Source organism: Pseudomonas sp. SCA2728.1_7, from assembly GCF_018138145.1.
GTDB lineage: Bacteria > Pseudomonadota > Gammaproteobacteria > Pseudomonadales > Pseudomonadaceae > Aquipseudomonas > Aquipseudomonas koreensis_A.
The window spans coordinates 3,633,843-3,660,410 of record NZ_CP073104.1; the positions used below are offsets into that span (position 1 = coordinate 3,633,843).

A 26,568-nucleotide genomic window follows, 5' to 3' on the forward strand; every position below is an offset into this window, starting at 1 on the left:
GCACCATAGGTAGAGGGCTCCTACACCCTGTCACCACTCTCGCAGTGACAACGAAAAGACTATCCCTGCAACCCCACCAGTCATGAACCGCCGCAACTCGAAGGAATCGTCCGAGACCTTCGCCCCGAAAACTCACTCCGACTCTGCCAGCAAAAACGCCAGTAACGCCGATTGCGACGAATCTTCCGACATTGAAACCTGAAAAAACCGCCTCACCTTGCAACGCAAAACCGCCTCGGGAAAGGCCTCGAAAAGAACCGGATATTCTTCGCTCAACCACTGCAACGCATTAGCCGTTCGAACGTCATTACCCTGCTGCGCCAACACCGATTCCGGCACCTGCCACCAAGGAAATATCCGCCCCGAAACCTGCGCCCTGCCACCAACCTCCAGCGCCTGCCCATTGATCAAACAACGCCCGATCAGCGGGAACAGCTGCGCCGCGCCCACCTCATCGGCCTGCAAAATCGGCAACAGAAACCGCCCATCCCAAAAACGAAAAAACACCGTTTTGCCGTCCGGCATCAGCACTTGGGTCAGGCTGCGAAAGTGCGCCAGCACCTCTTCAAGACTCGCCGAAGACACCGCCAACCATCCCCAATCCCGCGATTCGGTAGTGGCGACCCAATGCAGTAACTCACTGTCAGTAGCGACAATTCCCACGTAAGGCATCACCGCATCCCACTCGGCATAGATCGTCTCGGCCCAGATCGGACTCGCCATGTCTGGCCAACCCTCAAGCGGCTTCGCCTCGCTGGCATTGCTGAATACCGCGAACAATTGCTCGGATGCTTGCAAAGGTTCGCGCGCCAACCAATCGGCAGGCAAAAGAAAATCAGGCTGCACAGAGACCGTCCTTGCAACGCTCACACTCTTCGCAGAATGGCGCATCACCCTTGAAACTCATGATTTGTGCAGCGGTGAGCATGGCAGCCGGCGCGGCGGCGAGTTTCTCCGGCAATCCCGGTACAACCGGCGCGGCACTCATCGCCGCCATCGGCGCACCACCCACAACAATCGGCACGCTGCTGAAAATGCCGCCGGGGCCGATGTTGATCCACTGCCCGCCCGCCTGAATCGTCGCACTCGCACCACCGTCGATGACCACTTGCTGACCGGCGCTGACGTGGAATTGCCCATTGGCGCTGATCGCCTGATTGCTCACGCGAATATGCCGATCGCCGATCACGCTCAGATGATCGTCCTGCCTCACTTCGGTCTGCCGCTGACCATGAGTGATGCGTTGCTCATCAGCCTTCAACTCGTGGCGGGCGGTGCCGGTGACGACGATGCTGCGCTGGTTGTCGACCTGCACCTGTTGATCATTCAGCACATGCTGCGTCCAGTTGCGCTGGGCGCGCAGGTAGATTTCTTCGGCGCCCTTGCGATCCTCAATGCGCAGTTCGTTGTAGCCACCACCGCCAGGGCTGCTCTGACTGCGGAAAATACTACGAGTCTTGTCCGCCGGCAGATCCAGCGGGATCGGCGTCGCGGCGTTAGGCAGACAGCCCACGACCAAAGGTTTGTCGGCGTCGGCATCGATGAAACCGACCAGCACTTCCATTCCCACGCGCGGAATCAACACACTGCCGTAACGGTCATGGGCCCAACCGCTGGCAACGCGCAGCCAGCAACTGGAATGCTCGTTCAATTCACCGTCGCGATCCCAGGCCAGTTGCACCTTGACCCGGCCGTACTCATCGCAGTGGATTTCGGTGTCTTTCGGCCCGGTCACAACCGCTGGTTGATAACCGGGCATGCGTGGTTTTTCCGGCCCCAGCGTCGGGCGAAAGAACACGTCCCACGGCGTGGCGAGAAAGCTATTCCGGTAGCCCTGAAATCCCTCGCCATCGCTGGTCACCGATTCCTCCAGCACTTGCGGCTGGCGGCCATGGTGTTCAACGGCAGTCAGCAGCCACAGGTCATTCCAGTCGTGGCGCGGATGCTCGGTCAGTTGCAGGAAATGTCCGCAAACCAGTGCGGATTCGTCGCTGATGCCTTCGGCCTGACGGTAATCGGCGACATGTCGCTCAAGTGCCCGCTGGGCGAGATGCTTGCCGGTTTCACGATCGTTGAATTGTCCGGGGAAGTGATAGTCCTCCAGCACTGGGCGTTGCTCAGCGTCGACACGACTTTCCAACTGCAGTCGCGGCTTGATGAAATTGTAATCGCGCCGGCTGACCACGCTGGTGCGGGTTTCCACGCGAACATTGAAACGCTGGATTGCCGGCGCACCAGCGGACATGCCACTGCCCGGCAGATACACCGTCGACTCGGCGAGACGCGGGAACACGGTCTGGTCATCGCCGAACACCAATAGGTGACCTTGCGGGCTGTGCTGAAAGTGGTAATGAATGCCGACCTCGGCACACAGACGCTGGATAAACGCCAGATCGCTCTCGGCGTACTGCACGCAATACTCGCGAACCGGGTATTCGCTGCCTAACCGAAACTCGAAAGCATCCCGAAGGATCGCGTGATCCTTAAGCACCTGCGCAACAATTTGCGGCACGCTCTGATGCTGGAAAATCCGCTGATTGATGCGGTGTCCCAGATACGTCAGACGTGGCACGAGGCTTAAGTGATAGCGCGTCAGACGTTTCCCCGAATCGCCCTGCCCGACCTGATAAATCTGACCATGAACACCAGAACCCTGAGCATCAAAACTCAGAAACGCCTGACAGTGCAGCAGGCTTTCGAGGTCAAGGTCCGGTCGCTCACTGACCAGTTCCAGCTCGAAACGAAAGGGTTGGCTGATGGCTTCCTTGCCCGTGAACTCAAGGACTTTGAGGTCATGTTGGGCGCCTTCGAGGGTCAACGTGAAACGCGGTTGATTGGCAGGCGCGAACATCCGATGTCTCTCTGCAGTGTGAGGGCGGGCGATTCTGCATGAGGGGCAAGGGGTGATGAATGGGTGACGGGAAAATCAGATTTGCCCTACCCTCATTGACGAAAAAACCTGCAAAAAGCGGCGCCTTCAACTACAGACAAGTCTCCAAAACCACCACCGAACCTTGTAGGAGTGAGCCTGCTCGCGATAGCAGTGTGACAGTCAACATTTTCGTTACTGATACACCGCTATCGCGAGCAGGCTCACTCCTACAGGGGAGCGCGGTGAATCAGAGAAAACATGGGCACAAAAAAACGGCCCGTCTCCTGTAGGAAACGGGCCGTTTTCGGGTGAGCTTCAGCTCAGAACAATCACTTGTTCAAGTGGAAATCTTTTTCCGCTGCTTCGAAGCGCTGCACCATGCCTCTGGTCGGCTCGCCCATCTTGCTGACGATGTAGATGGCCAGGCTGGCGAAGATGAAGCCCGGGATGATTTCGTACAGACCCATCACCTCGAAATGCTTCCACACCACCACGGTGATCGCGCCGACCAGGATACCGGCCAGTGCGCCGTCGCGGGTCATTTCTTTCCAGATAACCGAGATCAGCACAACCGGACCGAACGCAGCACCGAAACCGGCCCAAGCGTAGGACACCAGACCCAGTACGCGGTTTTCCGGGTTGGCCGCCAGGGCGATCGCGATCAGTGCAACCAACAGCACCATGGCGCGGCCGACCCAGACCAGCTCCAGTTGCGAAGCGGATTTACGCAGGAAGGTTTTGTAGAAGTCTTCGGTCAGGGCGCTCGAGCACACCAGCAACTGGCAGCTCAAAGTACTCATCACAGCGGCCAGAATGGCCGACAGCAGCACGCCGGCAATCCATGGGTTGAAGAGGATCTTGGCCAGTTCGATGAACACACGCTCGTGGTTCTCGGTCACGGGACCGGCAACTTCCGGGTGCGCCGAGAAGTACGCGATACCGAAGAAGCCCACGGCCACGGTGCCACCCAGGCACAGGATCATCCAGGTCATGGAAATGCGACGCGCCTTGGCGATCGATTTCACCGAATCCGCCGCCATGAATCGGGCGAGGATGTGCGGTTGACCGAAGTAGCCCAGACCCCAGCCCATCAGCGAGATGATGCCGATGAAAGTGGTGCCTTTGAGCATGTCGAAGTTGCTTGGGTCATTGGCTTCAATGGCGAGGAACGTGGTGTCGACGCCGCCGGTAGCCAGCAGGACGATGATCGGCGTGAGGATCAGCGCGAAAATCATCAGCGTGGCTTGTACGGTGTCAGTCCAGCTCACCGCGAGGAAACCGCCAACGAAGGTGTAGGCAATCGTCGCTGCAGCACCGGCCCACAGCGCTGTCTCGTAGGACATGCCGAAGGTGCTTTCGAACAGACGCGCGCCAGCGACGATGCCGGATGCGCAGTAAATGGTGAAGAACACCAGAATCACGATCGCCGAAATGATGCGCAGCAGGCCGCTTTTGTCTTCGAAACGGCTGGAGAAGTAGTCCGGCAGGGTCAGGGCATCGCCGTTGTGCTCGGTCTGCACACGCAGACGGCCGGCGACGAACAGCCAGTTCAGATAAGCACCGACGATCAGGCCGATGGCGATCCAGCTTTCGGACAGACCGGACATGTAGATGGCGCCCGGCAGGCCCATCAACAGCCAGCCGCTCATGTCGGAAGCACCGGCAGACAGCGCGGTGACGACGCTGCCCAGGCTACGGCCGCCAAGAATATAGTCAGACAGGTTATTGGTGGAGCGATAGGCCATGAAGCCGATCAGCACCATTGCTGCGATGTAGATCACGAACGTGATCAGTGTTGGATTGCTTACGCTCATTAAGTTACGCCCTGGCTTTGTTTTTATGTAGCAGCGGTGATGAACCGCGCGCAAACGACGACGTTTGGCAGACGATTTCAGATCCCGCGCATTTAGGACTGATGTTTCCCCAGGAAAGCCACCAGCCGATGCACCGGGTTATCCCGGTTGCACCTAGGGCGCGAATGCTATGCAACAAACCAAAAAAGGTGCAACCAGTTTCGCGCGAATTAGTTGCACCTAGTCGGATATTCCGAGAAACAGGCAGTTTTTGCTCCCTTTTAGCGCAGTCAGAGGGTGTTGCTAGAAGTAAAAGCACCAAGCAAGTGCGGCATTTGCGTACCAGAAAATAATTCCTGACGAAGCGTTTATTTTTCCGACAAAAAAAGGGTTGCACCCGGTTGCACCTCTCTCAGCGCACGGCTAATCTTGCCGCCAGCTGATGCCACGCAACTGTGGCAACCATGAGGATAAAAATATGGCTACCACCACCCTTGGGGTCAAACTCGATGACCCGACCCGCGAGCGCCTGAAGGCGGCCGCGACCTCGATTGATCGCACACCGCACTGGCTGATCAAGCAGGCAATTTTCAATTACCTGGAAAAACTCGAGGGTGGTGCAACCCTGACCGAGCTGAACGGTTTGACCGCCAAGGACGCCGATGAGGCGGGCGAAGTCCACACCGATCACGCCCACCAATGCTTCCTCGAATTCGCTGAAAGCATCCTGCCGCAGTCAGTTCTGCGCGCCTCGATCACCGCTGCCTACCGTCGCCCTGAGCCGGAAGTGGTGCCAATGCTGATCGAACAGGCTCGCCTGCCGGTAGCCATGGCTGAAGCCACCAACAAACTCGCCGCCTCCATCGCGGAAAAACTGCGTAACCAGAAAAGTGCCGGCGGTCGCGCAGGCATTGTTCAGGGCCTGCTGCAGGAATTTTCCCTGTCGTCCCAGGAAGGTGTGGCACTGATGTGCCTGGCCGAAGCACTGCTGCGTATCCCGGACAAGGGCACTCGCGATGCCCTGATCCGCGACAAGATCAGCACCGGCAACTGGCATCCGCACTTGGGCAACAGCCCGTCGCTGTTCGTCAACGCCGCCACTTGGGGCCTGCTGCTGACCGGCAAACTGGTCTCGACGCACAACGAAGCGGGCCTGACCTCTTCGCTGAGCCGCATCATCGGCAAGAGCGGCGAGCCGATGATCCGCAAGGGCGTCGACATGGCCATGCGCCTGATGGGCGAGCAGTTCGTCACCGGTGAAACCATCGCCGAAGCCTTGGCCAACGCGAGCAAGTTCGAAGCCAAGGGCTTCCGTTACTCCTACGACATGCTCGGTGAAGCGGCACTGACCGAACACGATGCGCAGAAGTACCTGGCGTCGTACGAACAAGCCATTCACTCGATCGGCAAAGCGTCCCACGGCCGTGGGATTTATGAAGGCCCGGGCATTTCCATCAAGCTCTCGGCACTGCACCCGCGTTACAGCCGTGCGCAGTACGAGCGTGTGATGGACGAGCTGTACCCGCGCCTGCTGTCGCTGACCCTGCTGGCCAAGCAATACGACATCGGCCTGAACATCGACGCCGAAGAAGCCGACCGTCTCGAACTGTCGCTGGATCTGCTTGAGCGCCTGTGCTTCGAGCCACAACTGACTGGCTGGAACGGCATCGGTTTCGTCATCCAGGCGTACCAGAAGCGTTGCCCGTACGTGATCGACTACGTGATCGACCTGGCTCGCCGCAGCCGTCATCGCCTGATGATCCGTCTGGTGAAGGGCGCGTACTGGGACAGCGAAATCAAGCGCGCCCAGGTCGAAGGCCTCGAAGGCTATCCGGTCTACACCCGCAAGGTGTACACCGACGTTTCCTACATCGCTTGCGCCCGCAAACTGCTGTCGGTGCCGGAAGTCATCTACCCGCAGTTCGCCACGCACAACGCCCACACCCTGTCGGCGATTTACCACATTGCCGGTCAGAACTATTACCCCGGCCAGTACGAATTCCAGTGCCTGCACGGCATGGGCGAACCGCTTTACGAACAAGTTGTAGGCAAAGTTGCCGACGGCAAGCTGAACCGTCCGTGCCGCGTGTACGCACCGGTCGGCACCCACGAAACCCTGCTGGCGTACCTCGTACGTCGCTTGCTGGAAAACGGTGCGAACACCTCGTTCGTCAACCGCATCGCCGACCAGTCGATTTCGATTCAGGAGCTGGTGGCCGATCCGGTGGCGCAGATCGAGCAGATGGCGACTGTGGAAGGTGGCTTCGGCCTGCCGCACCCGCGCATTCCGCTGCCGCGTGACCTGTACGGTGCCGAACGCGCCAACTCCAGCGGCATCGACATGGCCAACGAACATCGCCTGGCTTCGCTGTCCTGCGCCCTGCTCGCCACCGCGCACAACGACTGGAAAGCCGCGCCGATGCTCGGTTGCGCTTCCAGCAATGAAACGCCGGCAGCGGTGCTGAACCCGGCAGATCACCGTGATGTGGTCGGCCACGTTCAAGAAGCCACCGTCGAAGACGTCGACAACGCCATTCAATGCGCGCTGAACGCCGCACCGATCTGGCAGGCCACCCCGCCCGCCGAACGCGCCGCGATTCTGGAGCGTGCCGCTGACTTGATGGAAGGCGAGATTCAGCCGCTGATGGGCCTGCTGGCTCGCGAAGCCGGCAAGACTTTCGCCAACGCCATTGCCGAAGTCCGTGAAGCGGTCGACTTCCTGCGTTATTACGCAGTGCAGGCGCGCAACGATTTCAGCAACGACGCCCACCGCCCACTGGGTCCGGTGGTGTGCATCAGCCCGTGGAACTTCCCGCTGGCGATCTTCAGCGGTCAAGTCGCTGCCGCTCTGGCTGCCGGTAACCCGGTATTGGCCAAGCCTGCCGAGCAAACTCCGCTGGTGGCGGCTCAAGCCGTGCGCTTACTGCTCGAAGCCGGGATTCCGGAAGGCGTGCTGCAACTGCTGCCGGGTCGAGGTGAAACCGTCGGCGCCGGCCTGGTTGGCGATGAGCGCGTCAAAGGCGTGATGTTCACCGGTTCTACCGAAGTCGCGCGTCTGCTGCAACGCAACATCGCTGGCCGTCTCGACAGCCAGGGCCGTCCGATTCCGCTGATCGCCGAAACCGGCGGGCAGAACGCGATGATCGTCGATTCCTCGGCACTGACCGAACAAGTCGTCATCGACGTAGTGTCCTCGGCCTTCGACAGCGCCGGCCAGCGTTGCTCGGCGCTGCGGGTACTGTGCCTGCAGGAAGATTCCGCTGATCGCGTCATCGAAATGCTCAAAGGTGCCATGGCCGAAAGCCGTCTCGGCAACCCGGAGCGCCTGTCCGTGGACATCGGCCCGGTGATCGACGCCGAAGCCAAGGCGGGCATCGACAAGCACATCCAGGGCATGCGCGACAAAGGTCGCAACGTCTACCAAGTGGCCATCGCTGACACCGAAGAAGTCAAACGCGGCACCTTCGTCATGCCGACCCTGATCGAACTGGAAAGCTTCGACGAGCTGCAACGCGAGATCTTCGGCCCGGTGCTGCACGTGGTGCGCTACAAGCGCAAAGAGATCGATCAACTGATCGCTCAGATCAACGCTTCCGGTTATGGCCTGACGCTGGGCGTACACACGCGCATCGACGAGACCATCGCCAAGGTGATCGACAACGTCAATGCCGGTAACGTCTACGTTAACCGCAACATCGTCGGCGCCGTGGTCGGCGTGCAGCCATTCGGCGGCGAAGGCCTTTCGGGTACTGGCCCGAAAGCCGGTGGCCCGCTGTACCTGTACCGTTTGCTGGCGACACGCCCTACCGACGCCATCGAACAATCCTTCGCTCGCGGTGATGCCGTTATCGCTCCGGACGTTCGTTTGCGCGACGCCATGAGCAAACCGCTGAATGCCTTGAAAGCCTGGGCTGAAAGCAACAAGTACGCCGACCTGAGCACGCTGTGCGTGCAGTACGCTGCGCAATCGCAGAGCGGCATCACCCGCGTGCTGGCCGGCCCGACCGGCGAGAAGAACAGCTACGCCATCCTGCCGCGCGAGCACGTGCTCTGCCTGGCCGAGGTTGAAGGTGATCTGCTGACGCAACTGGCTGCGGTGCTGGCGGTAGGCGGTTCGGCGGTATGGCCGGAATCCGACATCAGCAAGGCACTGTTCGCACGCTTGCCGAAGGAGATTCAGGCGCGGATCAAGCTGGTTGCTGACTGGAACAAGGATGAGGTGGTGTTCGATGCGGTTCTGCATCACGGCCATTCCGACCAGTTGCGCGGCGTTTGCCAGCAGATTGCCAAGCGTGCCGGCGCAATCGTTGGGGTTCAGGGCTTGTCCCAGGGCGAGACCAACATTGCCTTGGAGCGCCTGGTGATTGAGCGGGCGTTGAGCGTTAACACGGCTGCGGCGGGTGGTAATGCGAGCTTGATGACCATCGGCTAAACCGCTGTAACTCCAGGCGACCGCAACGGTCGCCTGGAATGCACTTCCCTGTAGGAGTGAGCCTGCTCGCGATAGCGGTCTGTCAGTCAAAATAAATGTGTCTGACAGACCGCTATCGCGAGCAGGCTCACTCCTACATTTGATTAGTGTCGCCCTCACCTCTGCATCACTCTCATCAATCATCCTGTTCAGCCTTTATCAGCACGCCTAGACTCGGCCCAACCCCAATTTCAGGTAGGCCGCCATGTCCGAGACGCTGCTCAGTTCCCGCAATCTGGCTTTCGAGCTGTATGAAGTCCTCGATGCCGAGGGCCTGACCCGGCGTGAGCGCTTTGCCGAGCACAACCGCGAGACCTTCGACGCCGCCATCGGCACCGCGCGCAACATTGCCGAGAAGTACTTTGCGCCGCACAACCGCAAGGGCGACGAGAACGAGCCGCGCTACGAGGACGGTCAGGCGATTCTGATTCCTGAAGTGAAACCAGCGGTGGATGCCTTCCTTGAAGCCGGATTCCTCAACGCCGCGAGAAGTTTCGACGCCGGCGGCATGCAACTTCCTACGCTGCTATCGCAAGCCTGCTTCGCGCATTTCCAGTCAGCCAACGCCGCTTCGACGTCCTACCCGTTCCTGACCATGGGCGCGGCGAACCTGATCGAGAGCTTCGGCACTGAGGAGCAGAAACAACGCTTCCTGCAACCGATGATCGATGGCCGCTTCTTCGGCACCATGGCCCTGACCGAACCCCATGCCGGTTCGTCCCTGTCGGATATTCGTACGCGCGCCGAGCCTGCGTCCGACGGCACCTATCGTCTGAAGGGCAACAAGATCTTCATTTCCGGCGGCGATCACCCGCTGTCGGAGAACATCGTGCACATGGTGCTGGCCAAGCTGCCCGACGCACCTGCGGGCGTTAAAGGCATTTCGCTGTTTATCGTGCCGAAATTTCTCGTCAACGATGACGGGAGCTTGGGCCAACGCAACGACGTGCTGCTGGCGGGGCTGTTCCACAAGATGGGCTGGCGCGGCACCACCTCCACGGCGTTGAACTTCGGCGATAACGGTGAGTGCGTCGGCTATCTGGTCGGCGAGCCGCACCGTGGCTTGAGCTACATGTTCCAGATGATGAACGAGGCGCGGATCGGCGTTGGCATGGGTGCAGTGATGCTCGGTTATGCCGGTTATCTGTATTCGCTGGAGTATGCTCGCGAGCGTCCACAAGGGCGGGTGCCGGACAGCAAGGATCCGACCACCGCACCGGTGGCGATCATTCAGCACGCCGATGTCAGACGTATGCTGTTGACGCAGAAGTCCTACGTTGAAGGTGCATTTGACCTCGGCCTTTACGCGGCGCGCTTGTTCGATGACACCACGACACTTGAGAGCGAAGCCGAGCGTAAACAGGCGCATGAATTGCTGGATCTGCTGACACCGATCGTCAAATCCTGGCCATCGGAGTTCTGCCTGAAGGCCAACGAACTGGCGATCCAGATTCTTGGCGGTCACGGCTACACCCGCGAATATCCGGTGGAACAGTACTATCGCGACAACCGCTTGAACCCGATTCACGAAGGCACTCACGGCATTCAGTCGCTGGACTTGCTCGGGCGCAAACTGGCGCAGAACGGTGGTGCTGGCCTGAAACAATTGATTCGACTGATCGCCAGCACGGCCGAGCGCGCAACGGCGTACGACTCGCTGACTGCATTGCGTGAGCCACTGGAGAAACTGGTGGCGCGCCTGCAAACGGTGACCATTGGTTTGTTGACCGATCTGGCACAGGGCAAGGTCAATAGCAGTCTGGCGAACTCGGCGTTGTACCTGAAGGTGTTCGGGCACACGGTGATTGGCTGGCGCTGGCTGGAGCAGGCGATTCGTGCTGAGGAAGGGTTGGCCAAGGGCAATTTGGCGGATGCTGACTTCTATAAGGGCAAGCTGCAGGCGGCGCGGTATTTTCTGACGTGGGAAGTGCCGGCTTGCCACCATGAACTGACGTTGCTGGAGGCGCGGGATGATACGTGCCTGGCGATGCAGGATGCGTGGTTCTGAAAGCCGACCCTCACCCCAGCCCTCTCCCGGAGGGAGAGGGGGCCGACCGGGGGATGCTTGAATACTTCATCGACCTGAAAGAGGTTCACCGAATCCATAATCGACTGGCGTTTTCAGGTCAATGTATAGCGAAAGACACCTCGGTCAGTCCCCTCTCCCTCCGGGAGAGGGCTAGGGTGAGGGGCTTTTCTGGCTCAACACTCAACTCAACTCAACTTGAACCCACCCATCTGCCGCGCCAGATCATCCGCCAGCTTCTGCAACATCTGACAATCCTCACGACACGCCCGAACCTCCCCCGCCGTCGCCCGCGCCAAATCAGAAATCCCCTGCACATTACGGTTGATCTCTTCAGTCACCGCCGACTGCTCTTCCGTCGCCGTCGCCACCTGATGGTTCATGTCGCTGATGCGCTCGACCTGCCCCGTAATCGCGGTCAACGACGCCCCGGTACGCTGGCTCGACTCAACCCCGGTGCCGGTTGCGGCTTGACCGGTGCGCATAGACGACACGGCGTTTTCCGCACCTTGCTTGAGGCTGCCGATCATCTGTTGAATCTCGTCAGTAGACGCTTGAGTGCGTCGCGCCAAAGTACGCACTTCATCAGCAACAACCGCAAAGCCGCGACCCATATCCCCGGCTCGCGCCGCTTCGATGGCGGCATTGAGCGCCAACAGATTGGTCTGCTCGGACACGCCGCGAATCACCGCCAGCACCGAATCAATCGACGCGACTTGATGCGCCAACTCACCCACTGCCCCCGCCGCCACACCAATCTCATCGGACATGCTTTCAATATGCTTGATCGAGCCACCGACCACTTCCCGCGCCTGCATCGCTTCATCCCGCGCGGTTTGCGAGGCCAGCGCCGCATTACCAGCGTTCTGCGCAATCTCCTGAACCGTCAGACCCATTTCGTGAACAGCGGTCGCGACCATGTCGGTCATCTCCTGCTGACGGCCGGAACGTTCAGCGGTGTTCTCCACCACTTTCGCCACTTGCCCCACGGCCGTGCGCAGACGCTCGCTGGTGGTCAGCACTTCACCGATCATGCCGCGCTGGCTATCGAGGAAACGGTTGAAGCCGCGAGCGAGGTCGCCCAGCTCATCGGCACGGCTGGAATCTAACCGGTGGGTCAAATCTCCACCGCCGCTACCGATTGCTACCAGCGCAGCTGTTACCTGGCGAATCGGTCGCACCAAACCTTGCGCCAGCCACACCACCAAAGCGAGGCAAACCAATGCCACGGCCAGACCGATACCGCCGCTCATCCACATGGCTTTGCGCGCCTCGGCGTAGATCTGCGATTGCGGCACTTCGGCCACGAGGGTCCAGCCTAGACCACGCAACGGCAGGCTGAAGGCGAGGAAGTCTTCGCCATCCCGTTGGAAGCTGCTGCTGACGGCGGCAGCCTTTGAGGTAGAGAGCTGGCCCATGACGGCCTGCGCTGCATTGGCGCCGATCTGCTCGCTCAAGGTGCGTTTGCCGCTGAACTGCGCCTCGGGATGCACCTGGATCAAACCGTCGGAACGCACGAGATAGACCTTGCCGCGCTCACCAAAGCTAAAATTGTGGATCAGCTCCGACAGCTCTTTCATGCTCAAACCGAGCCCGGCCACACCGACCACTTTGCCGGCCTGCTCGACCTTCAAATCGATGAACAGCGCCAACTCTCCGGTCGCCCCGTCGTTGTCGATATTCAGAGTGCGCGGCTGATCGCTGTCGAGGAAGGAATAGAACCACGCGTCAGCCGGTTTTGAACGGCTGAGGGTGCGATCCAGGCCTTTTTCGGTGATGTAATGATTGGATTCGGTGCCGATGATCAAAGCGGTGAAGGCTTTATGTTCGGCGCGGATGCCTTCCAGATACTGCGCGAAGCCCGCTGTTTTGCTGCTGTCTTCGCCTGAGGCGAGCCAGTCGCGGACCATCGTATTGCTGGCGATATCTTTGGCCGCCGTCAGCGGTTGCACGAGGATGCGCTCGATATCGTTGCGCGTCGCTTCGATGCTCGACGGCAGTGCTTGTTCGACCAGATAGCTCTGGGCGAGACGGTTGACCACCAGGGTATAAATGCCAACCACGATCAGGATACTGACCAGCAGGGCGGTGCCCATGCTGAGAATCAGCTGCCATTGAATACTGCGTCGCCACAACTGCATGGAGCACCCCCAAAGAATAAGTGGCCGAAACAATGCAACAGCCGTGCCGATTGTATACAACCCAGTCGACAATCTATTCTTTGGTTGTGCGCAGCTTCATCAACCCTGATTGATGGTCTTGGCAATTGTGTCGACCGTGGCGCTGACTTGCTCTTGGTAACGGTCGAGTTCTTCTTTGTGCTGCTTCTTCATTTCAATCTGCTGCGAGCACAGATTCATCGCCGCCAGCACCAGCAAGCGGTCACCGATCAGTGTCGGGTATTTGCGCTTGGTGTCATCCAGCGCTGCCTTGAGCATCATGGCCGCGTCCAGCAGGGTCTGTTCTTCCCCGGCCGGTGCCTTGATCGAATAGTCCTCCCCGAGAATGGAGACGACTTTTACCCCTGCTGTGTGGTGGTTCATGCGCTGACCGGACCTGCGTTGACGCGATCAACCAGTGCCTGAATGCGGGCTGCGGTGGCGCCGTGCTTTTCTTCCTGCTCCATCAGGTTCAGTTGCAGGCTTTCGTTTTCATCCTTGGCCTGGGCCAGTTCCGTGGACAGGGTCTGGTTGGTTTGCGCAAGGCTCTGGTTCTGTTGCACCAGGTCGCTGACGAGCTGTTCCAATTGGCTGAGGGATGCTTCCAACATTTTGATCTTCCAAGCGTTTTTCAAAGGGCGCGTACGATAAAGAAAAGTCACCACGGATGCCAGGGTTAAACCGGCGCAAAGCCTTGATTTTCCTGGTGGCGGATCGTTCCTGCGAGTTTTAAAGACTGTGATCTGCCGATCTGGTTCCTGCACTTCGTCGCCCCGGCCCTTCTGCGACAAATACGCACAGTGCCTCAAGACTTTAGTCGTATGACCGATAAGTCATCCATATCGCAGTCTCAGCCCGCATGGAAGCGGCCCTCTCTTGGTATCCGCCCCATGTCCCTTCGCAATATGAATATCGCCCCACGGGCGTTTACCGGCTTCGCCCTGATCGGCGGCCTGATGCTGATTCTCGGTGTGTTCGCCCTGAACCAGATGAGCAAAATCCGCGGCGCCGCCGAAGACATTTCGTCCAGCAGCGTGCCGAGCATCAAGAACCTCGACGAGTTCACCCAGCTGACCCTGCGCCTGCGCGTGCTGTCGTACCGCTTGCTGGTCAACCGTGAACCGGACGTGCAGCAGAAAACCGTTGAGTTGCTGGACATGCGCAACCAGCAGATTCGCGCGGCTCAAACGGCCTACGAGCCACTGATCGGCAGCCCTGAGGAACGTGCAGCGTACGACCAGTACGTGCAGTTGCTCGGCCAATACCGCCAGATCGAAGACCGCATGAAGAGCCTGTCGCGCAACAATCAAGTCGATGAGTTGCGCACCCTGCTCAACACCGAGTTGCTGAACAACTCCGAAGCAGTGAACAGCGTGCTCAACCGTCTGATGCAGATCAACGGCGAGCAGATCAGCGAGACCAATCAGCAAGCGGCCGATCAGTACTCTTCGGCGTTTGATCTGGTCGTGACTCTCCTGGTAATCGCCACTGGCCTGACCTTCCTGTTCGCCTGGCTGCTGACCACCAGCATCACCAAACCGATTTCGAAAGCACTGGAAGCGGCGGAAACCATCGCCGAAGGTAATCTGACCCAGCCGATCCATGTTGATGGCACGGACGAAGCCGGTCGCCTGCTGGCGGCAATGGCGAAGATGCAATCGAAGCTGCGTGACACCTTGCAGCGCATTTCCGGTTCGGCCACTCAGCTGGCTTCGGCCGCTGAAGAACTGAACAGTGTCACCGACGAAAGCGCGCGTGGCCTGACTCAGCAGAACAATGAAATCGAACAGGCGGCCACTGCCGTCAACGAGATGACCAGCGCTGTGGAGGAAGTCGCACGCAACGCCGTGAGCACTTCGGAAGCCTCGAAAAACGCCACCACTTCCGCCGGCGACGGTCGTGACCTGGTGCAGGAAACCGTCAGCGCCATCGAACGCATGAGCGCCGATGTGCAGAGCACTGCGTCGTTGATCGGTGATCTGGCCAATGAATCCCGTGATATCGGTAAAGTGCTCGACGTGATTCGTGGTCTGGCCGACCAAACCAATCTGCTGGCACTGAACGCGGCGATTGAAGCGGCGCGTGCCGGTGAAGCGGGTCGCGGGTTTGCCGTGGTGGCAGACGAAGTACGTGCCTTGGCGCACCGCACTCAACAGTCGACCAGCGAAATCGAGCGGATGATCGGCAGCATTCAGAGCGGTACCGAACACGCCGTGGATTCGATGCGCAACAGCACCGAGCGCGCCGAGTCGACCCTGAACATCGCCCGCGGCGCCGGGATGTCGCTGGACACCATCAACACCGCCATCGTCGAGATCAACGAGCGCAACCTGGTGATCGCCAGCGCGGCTGAAGAGCAGGCGCAGGTGGCGCGGGAAGTGGATCGCAATCTGGTGAATATTCGTGATTTGTCGGTGCAATCGGCGACCGGCGCGAATCAGACCAGTGCGGCGAGTAATGAACTGTCGCGGTTGGCGCTGGACCTGAACAACATGGTTGGGCGGTTCAGCCTGTAAATTTTTAGATCAAGATCAAAAGCCCCTCACCCCAGCCCTCTCCCAGAGGGAGAGGGGGAAAGGGAGCAGATCTTCGTGTTTTTCAAAACCTGAGTTCGACCCGGAATTTCAGGTCGGTGCAACTTGAACAAACTCCTCGATCAGTCCCCTCTCCCTCCGGGAGAGGGGGGAAAGGGGGCAGATCTTCGTGTTTTTCAAAACCTGTGCTCGACTCGAAATTTCAGGTCGGTGCAACTTGAACAAACACCGCGATCAGTCCCCTCTCCCTCCGGGAGAGGGGGGGAAAGGGGGCAGATCTTCGTGTTTTTCAAAACCTGCGCTCGACTCGGAATTTCAGGTCGGCGTACCTCGCACAAACACCTCGATCAGTCCCCTCTCCCTCCGGGAGAGGGCTAGGGTGAGGGCTGCAATCTTCCGCCGAACTAAAATTCCGAACACGCCAGCGTAAAAACCTTTTTGACAGCATCACATTTCAACAGGTTAGAATCGCTGGCACGCAGACTGCATGGTCAGTTTGTGCCCGTCTTTACGCTTCTGGAGTACTGCCTTTGAATGCGACGACCATCAACAGCCTGTTCTTGATCGGCGCGTTGCTGGTAGGCGCAAGCATTCTTGTCAGTTCTCTTTCTTCCCGTCTCGGCATTCCGATTCTGGTCATTATTCTTGCGGTCGGCATGGCCGCCGGGGTCGATGGCGGCGGGATTATTTTCGATAACTACCCGACGGCCTATCTGGTCGGCAACCTCGCACTCGCAGTGATTCTCCTCGACGGCGGCTTGCGTACGCGGGTGTCGAGTTTCCGCGTGGCGTTATGGCCGGCGTTATCGCTGGCCACGGTCGGGGTGTTGATTACCACCGGGCTGACCGGCATGGCCGCTGCCTGGCTGTTCGATCTGAATCTGATTCAAGGCTTGTTGATCGGTGCCATCGTTGGCTCGACCGACGCTGCAGCGGTGTTCTCGCTGCTCGGCGGCAAAGGCCTGAACGAGCGGGTTACCGCCAGCCTGGAAATCGAATCCGGCAGCAACGACCCGATGGCGGTGTTTCTCACCGTGACCCTGATCGACATGCTCGCCAGCGGCCAGACCGGTTTGCACTGGAGCCTGTTGACCCACCTGATCCGCGAGTTCGGCATCGGCGGCGTGATCGGCCTCGGTGGCGGTTGGTTGATGCTGCAACTGGTCAACCGCATCAATCTGGCCGCCGGGCTGTATCCGATTCTGGTGATCGCCGGCGGTCTGGTGGTGTTCGCCCTGACCAACGCCCTGCATGGCAGCGGCTTCCTCGCCGTTTACCTGTGCGGTCTGGTCATCGGCAACCGCCCAGTGCGCAGCCGCCACGGCATTCTGCACATGCTCGACGGCATGGCATGGCTGGCGCAGATCGGCATGTTCCTTGTGCTCGGCCTGCTGGTCACGCCGCACGATTTGCTGCCGATCGCCCTGCCCGCTCTCGGTCTGGCACTGTGGATGATTCTGTTTGCGCGGCCATTGTCGGTGATGGTTGGCCTGCTGCCGTTCAAAGCGTTCCATGGCCGCGAGAAAGCGTTTATTTCCTGGGTCGGCCTGCGCGGCGCGGTGCCGATCATTCTCGCGGTGTTCCCGCTGATGGCCGGGCTGCCGAATGCGCAGCTGTACTTCAACCTCGCGTTCTTTATCGTGCTGGTGTCATTGCTGGTGCAGGGCACGAGCCTGCCGTGGGTGGCCAAGCTGTTGAAGGTGACCGTACCGCCGGAGCCGGCGCCGATTTCCCGGGCGGCACTGGAAGTCCACGTCACCAGCGAGTGGGAGTTGTTCGTTTACAAGCTCGGCGCGGAGAAATGGTGCATCGGTTCGCCCCTGCGTGAGCTGAAAATGCCCGAAGGCACACGTATCGCCGCACTGTTTCGCGGCCAGCAATTGCTCCATCCGTCGGGTAGTACGGTGCTGGAAGTCGATGATTTGCTGTGTGTTATCGGCCATGAACACAACCTCGGTGCCCTCGGAAAACTCTTCAGCCAGGCGCCGCAACGCGGCCTCGATCTACGCTTCTTCGGTGATTTCGTGCTTGAAGGAGACGCCCAGCTTAAAGCGGTTGCGGCGCTCTATGGCCTACCCGCCGATGGTATTGATCCGGACATGACCCTGGGCGCCTTCATCGCGCAGAAAGTCGGCGGTGCGCCCATCGTCGGTGACCAGGTGGAGTGGAACAACACCCACTGGACGGTTGCGGTCATGGACGGGAACAAGATCGGCAAAGTGGGCGTCAGATTCCCCGAAGGAAGTCGCCCGGGCCCCGGGCTCTTCCTCTAAACTGCGTCCACTCTCACTTGCTTGACCGGTCTCTATGCCTACCCTGCGCTCCTTTTTCGTCGCGGCCCTGCTGGGCCTGAGTCTCACTGTCGGCCCGATCTACGCCGCCGAACCACCGTCCAGCGACGCCGTGCAGGCCAGCCTCGACAAACTCGCCGACAGCAAACTGCCGGATGCCGATAAGAAGACCCTGCAGACCGTCCTGCAGAACACGCTCAATCAGCTGAACAACCAGCGTGATTACGAGCAGAAGCTGATCGATCTCAAGCAGCAGCTGGCCACTGCGCCCAAGCAGACCATTGAAAGCACCCGCGAATTGACCCGCCTCAAGGCTACGGCCGCGGTGCCGGTGGCGCAGCGCTTCCCCAAGGAGTCGATCCAGCAGTTGGAGCAGATCCTCACCGATCGCTCGACCCAGCAAAGTGATCTGCAAAAAACCCTCGCCGACGCCAACAGCCTGATCATCACCGCACAGACGCGCCCCGAGCGTGCTCAGGCAGAGATTTCCGCCAGCCAGACGCGCATTCAGCAGATCAACAACACCCTCAAGTCCGGCAAGGACGCGGGCAAAACCGTCACCGCCGAGCAGCGCGACCAGTTGAACGCCGAACTGGCGGCGCTGAATGCGCTGATTCCGCTGCGCCGTCAGGAACTGGCCGGCAACAGCCAGTTGCAGGATCTGGGCAACGCTCAGCATGACCTGCTCTCGGAGAAGTCCGATCGCCTCGACCGCGAGATTCAGGAACTGCAAACCCTGATCAACCAGAAGCGTCTGGCGCAATCGCAGGAAACCGTTACCCAGCAGTCGATCGAAGCGCAGAAGGCCGGGAGCAGCAGTCTGCTGGCCATCGAAAGCACGGCCAACCTCAAGCTCTCCGACTATCTGCTCAAAAGCACTGACCGCCTCAACGAAGTCACCCAGCAGAATCTGCAGACCAAACAGCAACTCGACAGCCTGACCCAAAGCGATTCAGCGCTGGACGAGCAGATCAGCGTGCTCAAGGGCAGCCTGCTGCTGTCGAAGATTCTCTACAAACAGAAACAAGCCCTGCCGCGCCTCAAGGTCGACCGCGACCTGGCGGATCAGATCGCCGACATTCGCTTGTGGCAATTCGACGTCAGCCAGCAGCGTGAGCAGCTGAGTAATCCGGCCGCCTATGTCGACAACCTGCTATCCACGCAGCCGCCGGAACAGGTCACGCCGCAATTGCGCAAAAACCTGCTGGATCTGGCCAACACCCGCGCCGATCTGCTGGAACGGTTGAACCGCGAACTGAGCGCCATGCTCAACGAGTCGATCACCCTGCAACTCAACCAGAAACAACTGCTGAGCACCGCGCAAGGTCTGCGTGCGACGCTCGATGAGCAGATGTTCTGGATTCCAAGCAACAAGCCGCTGGATCTGGAATGGATGCGCGCGGTGCCGGAGCGCCTGAAGCGTCAGGTCGACACCCTGCCATGGGCGTCCAGCCTCAGCGAGCTGACCGACGGTCTGACCCAGCGCCCGTTGCTGTTCCTGCCGCTGGCACTGCTGATCGGCGCGCTGCTGTGGCGGCGCAAGAATCTGTACGCGCGGCTGAACAAGGTTCACCAGGACATCGGTCACTTCAAACGTGACAGCCAGTGGCACACGCCGCAGGCGATTCTGATCAATATTCTGTTGGCGATGCCGGTCGCGTTGGGCCTGGCCTTGTGTGGTCTGGCGTTGCAGATCGACGCGCGCGGGCAGAACGCCAATATGGGCGCGGCGCTGCTGCAAATGGGTCAGGCGTGGCTGGTGTTCTATACCGCTTACCGGATTCTCGCGCCGGGTGGTGTGGCAGAACTGCACTTCCGCTGGGAAAAGCCGCAGGTTGAATTCCTCCAGGGCTGGATCCGTCGACTGGGTCTGGTGGTCATGGCGCTGGTGACCATTGTCGCCGTGGCCGAACTGCAACCAGCCGCACTCGCCGACGATGTGCTCGGCATGCCGGTGGTGCTGACCTGCTACGCCTTGATGGCGTGGCTGCTCAGCCGCCTGCTGATCAGCAGCCCGGCCCACGAGAATACTTCGCTGTTCCGTAAAGCGGTCGGCGTGATGTTCACCTTGCTGCCGATCGCCCTGTTTGTGGCAGTGTGCTTCGGCTACTACTACACCGCGCTGAAACTCAGCGACCGACTGATCAACACCCTGTACCTGCTGATGTTCTGGCTGGTGATCGAAGCCACCTTCGTCCGCGGTCTGAGCGTTGCCGCACGACGTCTGGCCTACCAGCGTGCCCTGGCCAAACGTCAGGCCGCGAAAGAAGCCGGCGACGGCGAAGCGGTGATCGAAGAGCCGACGCTGGACATTGAAAAGGTCAACGAGCAGTCCCTGCGCCTGATCCGTCTGGCCCTGCTCGGCGGTTTCATTGCCGCGCTGTACTGGGTCTGGTCGGACCTGATTTCGGTGTTCTCGTACCTCGACAACATCACCCTCTACGAATACACCAGCGGCACCGGCGCCAACATGAGCATGGTGCCGATCAGCATCGGCGACATGCTTGGCGCGCTGATCATCATCGGCATTACCTTCGCCCTCGCGCGCAACTTGCCCGGCCTGCTGGAAGTGTTTGTGCTGTCCAAGCTCAATCTGGCCCAGGGTAGCGCTTATGCGACCACCACGTTGCTGTCCTACGTGATCGCCGGCGTCGGTTTCGTCTCGACCCTGTCGACCCTCGGCGTCAGCTGGGACAAGTTGCAATGGCTGGTGGCGGCGCTGTCGGTCGGCCTCGGTTTCGGCATGCAGGAGATCTTTGCGAACTTCATCTCCGGCATCATGATCCTCTTCGAACGCCCGGTACGGATCGGTGACACCATCACCATCGGCAACCTGTCGGGCACGGTGAGCAAGATCCGCATCCGCGCCACGACCATCACCGACTTCGACCGCAAGGACATCATTGTCCCGAACAAGACGTTCATCACCGGGCAACTGATCAACTGGTCGCTGACCGACACCATCACCCGCGTGACGCTGAAACTCGGCGTTGATTACGGCTCGGATCTGGATCTGGTCAAGGAACTGCTGCTCAAGGCTGCCCGCGAGAACCCACGCGTGCTCAAGGAGCCTGAGCCACATGTGTATTTCCTCAACTTCGGCGAAAGCACCCTCGACCACGAGTTGCGCATGCACGTGCGCGACCTCGGTGACCGCAACCCGGTGCTGGATGAGGTCAACCGCTTTATCAACCGCGAGTTCAAGAAGCAGCACATCAACATCTCGTTCCGCCAGATGGAGGTTTACCTGAAGAACCTTCACGGTCAGGAATACAAAATGGTGCCGATCGAGCCGGAAACCAAAACCATCGTGCCGATCGCCGACGATCAGAAACCGCTGCAAGAGCCGCCGCCGGCCAAACTCGACTAACCGGTCTATACCCAGCAGAATGCTCGGACATTCTGCTGGAGCCGGCCCTTGAAAGCCCTCGACGAACTGACCTTCGATAATCGCTTCGCCCGCCTGGGCGATGCGTTCTCTGCTCACGTGCTGCCCGAGCCGATCGACAATCCGCGTCTGGTCGTCGCCAGCCCGGCGGCCCTGGCCTTGCTGGATCTCGACCCGGCGACCGCTGAAACTCAGGAATTTGCCGAACTGTTCGGCGGCCACAAGCTGTGGGCCGATGCCGAACCGCGGGCAATGGTCTATTCCGGGCATCAGTTCGGCGGCTACACGCCGCAATTGGGTGACGGTCGTGGCTTGCTGCTCGGCGAGGTGTACAACGCGGCCGGCGAGCATTGGGACTTGCACCTCAAGGGCGCCGGGCAGACGCCGTTTTCGCGCATGGGTGATGGCCGTGCGGTGCTGCGTTCGTCGATCCGCGAGTTCCTTGCCTCCGAGGCGCTATACGCGCTGAACATCCCTTCGTCGCGCGCGGCGTGCGTGATCGGCTCCGACACCCCGGTCTGGCGTGAAAAGCAGGAACGCGCAGCGATGGTGCTGCGTCTGGCGCCGAGCCACATCCGCTTTGGCCACTTCGAATATTTCTACTACACCAAACGCCCCGAGCAGCAAAAGCAGCTCGGCGAGCACGTGTTGGCGATGCATTTCCCTGAGTGCCTGGAGCAACCGGAACCGTATCTGGCGATGTTCCGCGAGATCGTCGAGCGCAACGCCGAACTGATCGCCAAGTGGCAGGCCTATGGCTTCTGTCACGGCGTAATGAACACCGACAACATGTCGATCCTCGGCATCACCTTCGACTTCGGCCCGTTTGCCTTCCTCGATGATTTCGACGCCAACTTCATCTGCAATCACTCGGATGATCAGGGCCGCTACTCGTTCAGCAATCAGGTGCCGGTGGGCCAGTGGAACCTGAGTGCATTGGCTCAAGCGTTGACGCCGTTCATCAGCGTCGAAGCCTTGCGCGAAACCCTCGGCTTGTACCTGCCATTGTTCCAGGCGCACTACCTCGACCTGATGCGCCGCCGCCTCGGCTTCACTACCGCTGAAGACGAAGACCAGAAACTGCTGGAGGATCTGCTGCAACTGATGCAAAACAGCGGTGTTGATTACACGCTGTTCTTCCGTCGACTCGGTGAAGAATCCGCCGAACAAGCCGTCGCCCGTTTGCGCGACGATTTCGTCGACATCAAAGGCTTCGACGCCTGGGGCGAACGCTATGTCGCCCGGGTTGCACGCGATGGCGACGCCGATCAGGAACAACGCCGCACCCGCATGCATGCGGTCAATCCGCTGTACATCCTGCGCAATTATCTGGCGCAAAAAGCCATCGATGCGGCTGAGCAAGGGGATTACTCGGAGGTACGCCGGCTGCACGCGGTGTTGAGCAAACCGTTTGAGCAGCAACCAGGGATGGAGGCTTATGCAGAGCGGCCGCCGGAGTGGGGCAAGCATTTGGAGATCAGTTGTTCTTCCTGAGTGCCAATGCCTCATCTTGATAACCAGTTCGTACGGCTCCAGATAAGTCGTACGAAACGCTGAACGCCAACGAGCCGAATATGACCGACCCACTCCTCATCCCCTGCCCCTCCTGCAACGGCCTCAACCGCATCCCTGCCGAGCGCCTTGCGGATCAGCCCAAGTGCGGACGCTGCAAATCCGCCGTGCTGCTGAGCAAACCGTTCGAACTCAAGCAAGGCGATTACGCCAGCCAGATCAAGGGTGATCTGCCGTTGCTGGTGGATGTCTGGGCGGAGTGGTGCGGGCCGTGCAAGTCGTTTGCGCCGGTGTTCGAGCAGGCGGCGGCGCAGCTGGCCGGCAAGTGCCGCTTGGCCAAGCTTGATAGCGAGGCCAATCAGCAGTTGTCGGCGCAGCTGGGGATTCGCTCGATTCCGAGTTTGATTCTGTTCAAGAACGGCAAGGAAGTGGCGCGACAGAGTGGTGCGTTTCCGTTGCCGCAGTTGATGGCGTGGTTGCGCAGTCAGGGTATCTGACCCAACACAAATCCAATTGTAGGAGTGAGCCTGCTCGCGATAGCTTCCTTTCAGTCACTCAAGTGGTGGCTGACAGGGCGCTATCGCGAGCAGGCTCACTCCTACAGGGGGTCTGCGTAGCTCGGGAGATCAGTGATCTTCGAGCAAGTTATGCAGTTCGACGAACTGCTGGGTCAGCTTGTGTCGCGGGTCGAGGTGGATCAGCGGCATGCTGGCCTGATGCGATTCGCGCATGCGCACCGAACTGCTCAGATACACCGGCAATACCGGCAAACCTTCAGCAATCAACTCATCGAGCATCTGCTGAGGCAGGCTTGCCCGGGCCTGAAACTGATTGACCACAATGCCTTCTACTTCCAGACCTTCGTTGTGGTCGTCCTTCAGCTCTTCGATTTCGGCGATCAGGCCGTACAGAGCCTGACGCGAGAAGCTGTCGCAATCAAAAGGAATCAGCACACGATCAGCGGCAATCAGCGCCGATACCGCATAGAAATTCAACGCTGGCGGCGTATCGAGGTAGATCCGGTCGTAATCCTCGGACAGCTCATCGAGCAACTTTCGCAGCTTGTTGATCTTGTGCTTGGCCTCGAGCTTGGGCTGCAAGTCGGCCAGCTCGGCGGTGGCGGTAATGATGTGCAGGTTGTCGAACGGGGTTTCGTAGATATCGGCCTGATTCTTCTTCGAGAACGGCCCCGAGGACAGCGTCTGCTTGAAGAAGTCGGCAATGCCCATCGGGATGTCGTTGCCGGTGAGCCCGGTCAGATACTGAGTGGAGTTGGCCTGGGCATCAAGGTCCACCAACAACGTGCGATAACCCTCGCTGGCGCTGACCGCCGCCAGATTGCAGGCAATGCTCGACTTGCCTACGCCACCTTTCTGATTGAACACCACGCGCCGCATGACCAAACCTCCGTGTATCAAAGAATGACCGAGTGTAGATGTGCGCGACCTTGCTTCGCTACCTTCATGGACACGGACTACAAAGTCAGGTGCAAATATCCACGGACAGATAGCGCAATAACCGCCATTGATCGGCGAGAAGCCCGACAGACAAGCCGCTGACAATCTGGATAATGGCCAAGTGACAGTTTTCTTGCGAACCACTCGGTACATTTCATTGCACAAAATGTAACCAGCATTTGCTACACACTCGTCGCACCGGGATAATGCGCGCCACCCGGCGCCAAGCGCCACGTCAGGCCTGCTGCAGCTTTGGCATCCAAACGCGTCAACACAAGCCCGCAGGGGCGGGATGAATGTCCGTGATCAACTTCAACATCGCCCAATGGCGCGCGTGGGCCCCTGGCCTCGACAGCGTGGACGCCTGGCAGGCCTGGAGCCGACAACCGGTCGTGCTCCAGAGCAGTGATGCCGCGCCCGATGTGTCGTTTTTGCCGGCCATGCAACGCCGCCGCCTCAGCCGACTGGCACGCATGGCGTTCAGCGTCGGCTGGCCACTCGCCGACGGACGGGAGAATCTGCCGCTAGTGTTTGTTTCACGTCACGGCGAAACCCCGCGCACTTACGAGATCCTCAGCGATCTGGCGACCGAGCAGCCGCTGTCACCGACGCAGTTCAGTCTGTCGGTGCACAACGCGATCATTGGCCTGTGGTCGATCATGCGTGGCGAAACCAGTGAAATGAGCGCGCTTGCCGCTGCCGGCGACGGCCTCGAACACGGCATGCTCGAAGCCGCCGCCCTGCTCGATGAAGGCGCACCGGCGGTGCTGCTGATCATTACCGAAGAACAACCACCCGAAGCGTACTCAGCGTGGATTGACGATGTGCCGTTTCCCTACGCGCTCGGTCTCTTGCTGACCCCCGGTACCGACTGGCGGCTGACCCTGAACAGCACCACAGAAACACGGTCAAAAGCGCACTGGCCCCACGCGCTGAATCTGTTGCAAACCCTGCTCGGCCAGCAAACCCATTGCCAACATGCCTGGAAAAATCGTGTATGGACCTGGCAACGCAACCCGTGACCGAGAAAAACCGCGACGCCTATTACTGGCGCCTGCTGGCCACTGCCGCAAGTTTCGCCCTGTTCGGGCTGGGCGGGCTGTGCCTGCGTGTGTTGGTGTTTCCGCTGCTGGGCTGCCTGCCGGGTGACGCCCTTGCGCACCGTCGACGCGCGCGACAGACCGTCAGCCGGTTGTTCTGGTTTTTCGTGCGTTTCATGGCCCGCGCGGGCGTGCTGACCTACGACATTCAAGGCGCCGAACGTCTCGGTCGTTCCGGGCAGATGATCATCGCCAACCACCCGTCACTGATCGACGTGGTGTTCCTGATCGGACTGGTGCGCCAGGCCAATTGCGTGGTGAAGAAAAGCCTGTGGGAAAACCCCTTCACCCGTGGCCCGTTGCGCAGCACCGAATACATCAGCAACGACGGCAGCATGGACATGCTCGATGCCGCCGCGCAGTCCCTGCAAAACGGCCAGACACTGATCATTTTCCCCGAAGGTACGCGCACCCAGCCGGGCCAGGCGCCAGCCTTTCATCGGGGTGCTGCGTCGATTGCCCTGCGCGGTGCGAAAATTCTCACGCCGGTGATTATCAAGGTCAGCCCGACCACGCTGACCAAAGCCGAACCCTGGTATCGGATTCCCAGCCGCCGCGTGCACTTCAGTTTTCGCGTCGGGGCCGATATAGACCCACAAGCCTTCGCCGCGCAGGGGCCTGCACCGCAAGCCTCGCGCAAGCTCAACGATTATTTGCACTCTTACTTTATTAAGGAGCTCGCCGAAGATGAGCGATCTGAACACCCCTAGCCTGGTGCGTGACATCAAACTGCTGATCATCGATGCCCTTGGCCTTGAAGACATCAGCGCCGACGACATTGGCGACGAGCAGACGCTGTTCGGCGAAGGCCTGGGCTTGGATTCCGTCGACGCGCTGGAACTGGGTCTGGCGATCCAGAAAAAATACGGCATCAAGATCGACGCCGACGCCAAAGACACCCGTAACCATTTCACCAACGTGGCCAGCCTTGCGGCATTCGTCACGGCAAAACAGGCAGCTTGAGA

Annotated in this window: 17 protein-coding genes; 10 read left to right on the forward strand and 7 right to left on the reverse strand. The window is 59.8% G+C overall.

Annotated features, from left to right (window positions below; genetic code table 11):
- Positions 1 to 132: 132 nt before the first annotated feature.
- From KBP52_RS16190 to putP, 3 genes are all read right to left on the reverse strand, one after another.
- A complete protein-coding gene (locus KBP52_RS16190) occupies positions 133 to 846 on the reverse strand; it encodes a DUF4123 domain-containing protein (protein ID WP_212620543.1) in 714 nt (237 codons plus the stop codon).
- Positions 836 to 2,851 carry a type VI secretion system tip protein VgrG gene (locus tag KBP52_RS16195; protein WP_212620544.1) on the reverse strand — a complete coding sequence of 672 codons (2,016 nt, stop codon included), beginning with the start codon at positions 2,849 to 2,851 and terminating at the stop codon, positions 836 to 838. The genes KBP52_RS16190 and KBP52_RS16195 overlap by 11 nt, the downstream gene beginning before the upstream one ends.
- Positions 2,852 to 3,201: 350 nt before the next feature.
- The gene (putP, locus tag KBP52_RS16200; RefSeq protein WP_212620545.1) at positions 3,202 to 4,686 is read right to left on the reverse strand and encodes a sodium/proline symporter PutP; all 1,485 of its coding nucleotides are present in this window, start codon (positions 4,684 to 4,686) and stop codon (positions 3,202 to 3,204) included.
- A 457-nt stretch (positions 4,687 to 5,143) separates the two neighbouring features.
- On the opposite strand from putP, the gene putA reads away from it, so the two are divergent.
- Both putA and KBP52_RS16210 read left to right on the forward strand, forming a co-directional pair.
- Positions 5,144 to 9,097 (forward strand): trifunctional transcriptional regulator/proline dehydrogenase/L-glutamate gamma-semialdehyde dehydrogenase, encoded by a 3,954-nt coding sequence (gene putA, locus KBP52_RS16205; RefSeq protein WP_212620546.1) that lies wholly within the window; start codon positions 5,144 to 5,146, stop codon positions 9,095 to 9,097.
- Between the two features lie 244 nt (positions 9,098 to 9,341).
- Positions 9,342 to 11,144, forward strand: coding sequence for an acyl-CoA dehydrogenase (locus KBP52_RS16210; protein WP_212620547.1), 1,803 nt, complete (start codon positions 9,342 to 9,344; stop codon positions 11,142 to 11,144).
- Positions 11,145 to 11,350: 206 nt separating this feature from the next.
- Here KBP52_RS16210 and KBP52_RS16215 read toward each other — a convergent pair whose 3' ends face one another.
- From KBP52_RS16215 to KBP52_RS16225, 3 genes are all read right to left on the reverse strand, one after another.
- Positions 11,351 to 13,303: a methyl-accepting chemotaxis protein gene (locus tag KBP52_RS16215; protein ID WP_123593007.1), complete on the reverse strand. Its 1,953-nt coding sequence runs from the start codon at positions 13,301 to 13,303 to the stop codon at positions 11,351 to 11,353.
- Positions 13,304 to 13,402: 99 nt separating this feature from the next.
- On the reverse strand, positions 13,403 to 13,705 hold the full coding sequence (locus KBP52_RS16220) for a cell division protein ZapA (protein ID WP_064117128.1): 303 nt from the start codon (positions 13,703 to 13,705) through the stop codon (positions 13,403 to 13,405).
- Positions 13,702 to 13,932, reverse strand: a complete 231-nt coding sequence (locus KBP52_RS16225) for a hypothetical protein (protein WP_016987570.1) — start codon at positions 13,930 to 13,932, stop codon at positions 13,702 to 13,704. Before KBP52_RS16225 ends, KBP52_RS16220 begins: the two co-directional genes overlap by 4 nt.
- A gap of 279 nt (positions 13,933 to 14,211) precedes the next feature.
- Between KBP52_RS16225 and KBP52_RS16230 the strand changes: the two genes are divergently transcribed.
- From KBP52_RS16230 to trxC, 5 genes are all read left to right on the forward strand, one after another.
- Complete coding sequence (locus KBP52_RS16230; RefSeq protein ID WP_123593006.1) at positions 14,212 to 15,837, forward strand: methyl-accepting chemotaxis protein; 1,626 nt, start codon at positions 14,212 to 14,214, stop codon at positions 15,835 to 15,837.
- 548 nt (positions 15,838 to 16,385) lie between these two features.
- Positions 16,386 to 18,128, forward strand: coding sequence for a potassium/proton antiporter (locus KBP52_RS16235; protein WP_137218538.1), 1,743 nt, complete (start codon positions 16,386 to 16,388; stop codon positions 18,126 to 18,128).
- Positions 18,129 to 18,162: 34 nt separating this feature from the next.
- On the forward strand, positions 18,163 to 21,516 hold the full coding sequence (gene mscK, locus KBP52_RS16240) for a mechanosensitive channel MscK (RefSeq protein WP_212620548.1): 3,354 nt from the start codon (positions 18,163 to 18,165) through the stop codon (positions 21,514 to 21,516).
- Between the two features lie 48 nt (positions 21,517 to 21,564).
- Positions 21,565 to 23,028 carry a protein adenylyltransferase SelO gene (gene selO / locus KBP52_RS16245; RefSeq protein ID WP_212620549.1) on the forward strand — a complete coding sequence of 488 codons (1,464 nt, stop codon included), beginning with the start codon at positions 21,565 to 21,567 and terminating at the stop codon, positions 23,026 to 23,028.
- 80 nt (positions 23,029 to 23,108) lie between these two features.
- Complete coding sequence (gene trxC, locus KBP52_RS16250; RefSeq protein WP_212620550.1) at positions 23,109 to 23,543, forward strand: thioredoxin TrxC; 435 nt, start codon at positions 23,109 to 23,111, stop codon at positions 23,541 to 23,543.
- Positions 23,544 to 23,672: 129 nt separating this feature from the next.
- Here trxC and KBP52_RS16255 read toward each other — a convergent pair whose 3' ends face one another.
- The gene (locus KBP52_RS16255; protein WP_212620551.1) at positions 23,673 to 24,443 is read right to left on the reverse strand and encodes a ParA family protein; all 771 of its coding nucleotides are present in this window, start codon (positions 24,441 to 24,443) and stop codon (positions 23,673 to 23,675) included.
- A 356-nt stretch (positions 24,444 to 24,799) separates the two neighbouring features.
- On the opposite strand from KBP52_RS16255, the gene KBP52_RS16260 reads away from it, so the two are divergent.
- Genes KBP52_RS16260 through KBP52_RS16270 form a run of 3 tightly spaced genes read left to right on the forward strand, consistent with a single transcriptional unit; the run spans position 24,800 to position 26,566 of the window.
- The gene (locus tag KBP52_RS16260; RefSeq protein WP_077570476.1) at positions 24,800 to 25,525 is read left to right on the forward strand and encodes a beta-ketoacyl synthase chain length factor; all 726 of its coding nucleotides are present in this window, start codon (positions 24,800 to 24,802) and stop codon (positions 25,523 to 25,525) included.
- A complete protein-coding gene (locus KBP52_RS16265) occupies positions 25,501 to 26,313 on the forward strand; it encodes a lysophospholipid acyltransferase family protein (RefSeq protein WP_123593002.1) in 813 nt (270 codons plus the stop codon). The genes KBP52_RS16260 and KBP52_RS16265 overlap by 25 nt, the downstream gene beginning before the upstream one ends.
- Complete coding sequence (locus KBP52_RS16270; protein WP_116029224.1) at positions 26,291 to 26,566, forward strand: phosphopantetheine-binding protein; 276 nt, start codon at positions 26,291 to 26,293, stop codon at positions 26,564 to 26,566. The genes KBP52_RS16265 and KBP52_RS16270 overlap by 23 nt, the downstream gene beginning before the upstream one ends.
- Positions 26,567 to 26,568 lie beyond the last annotated feature (2 nt).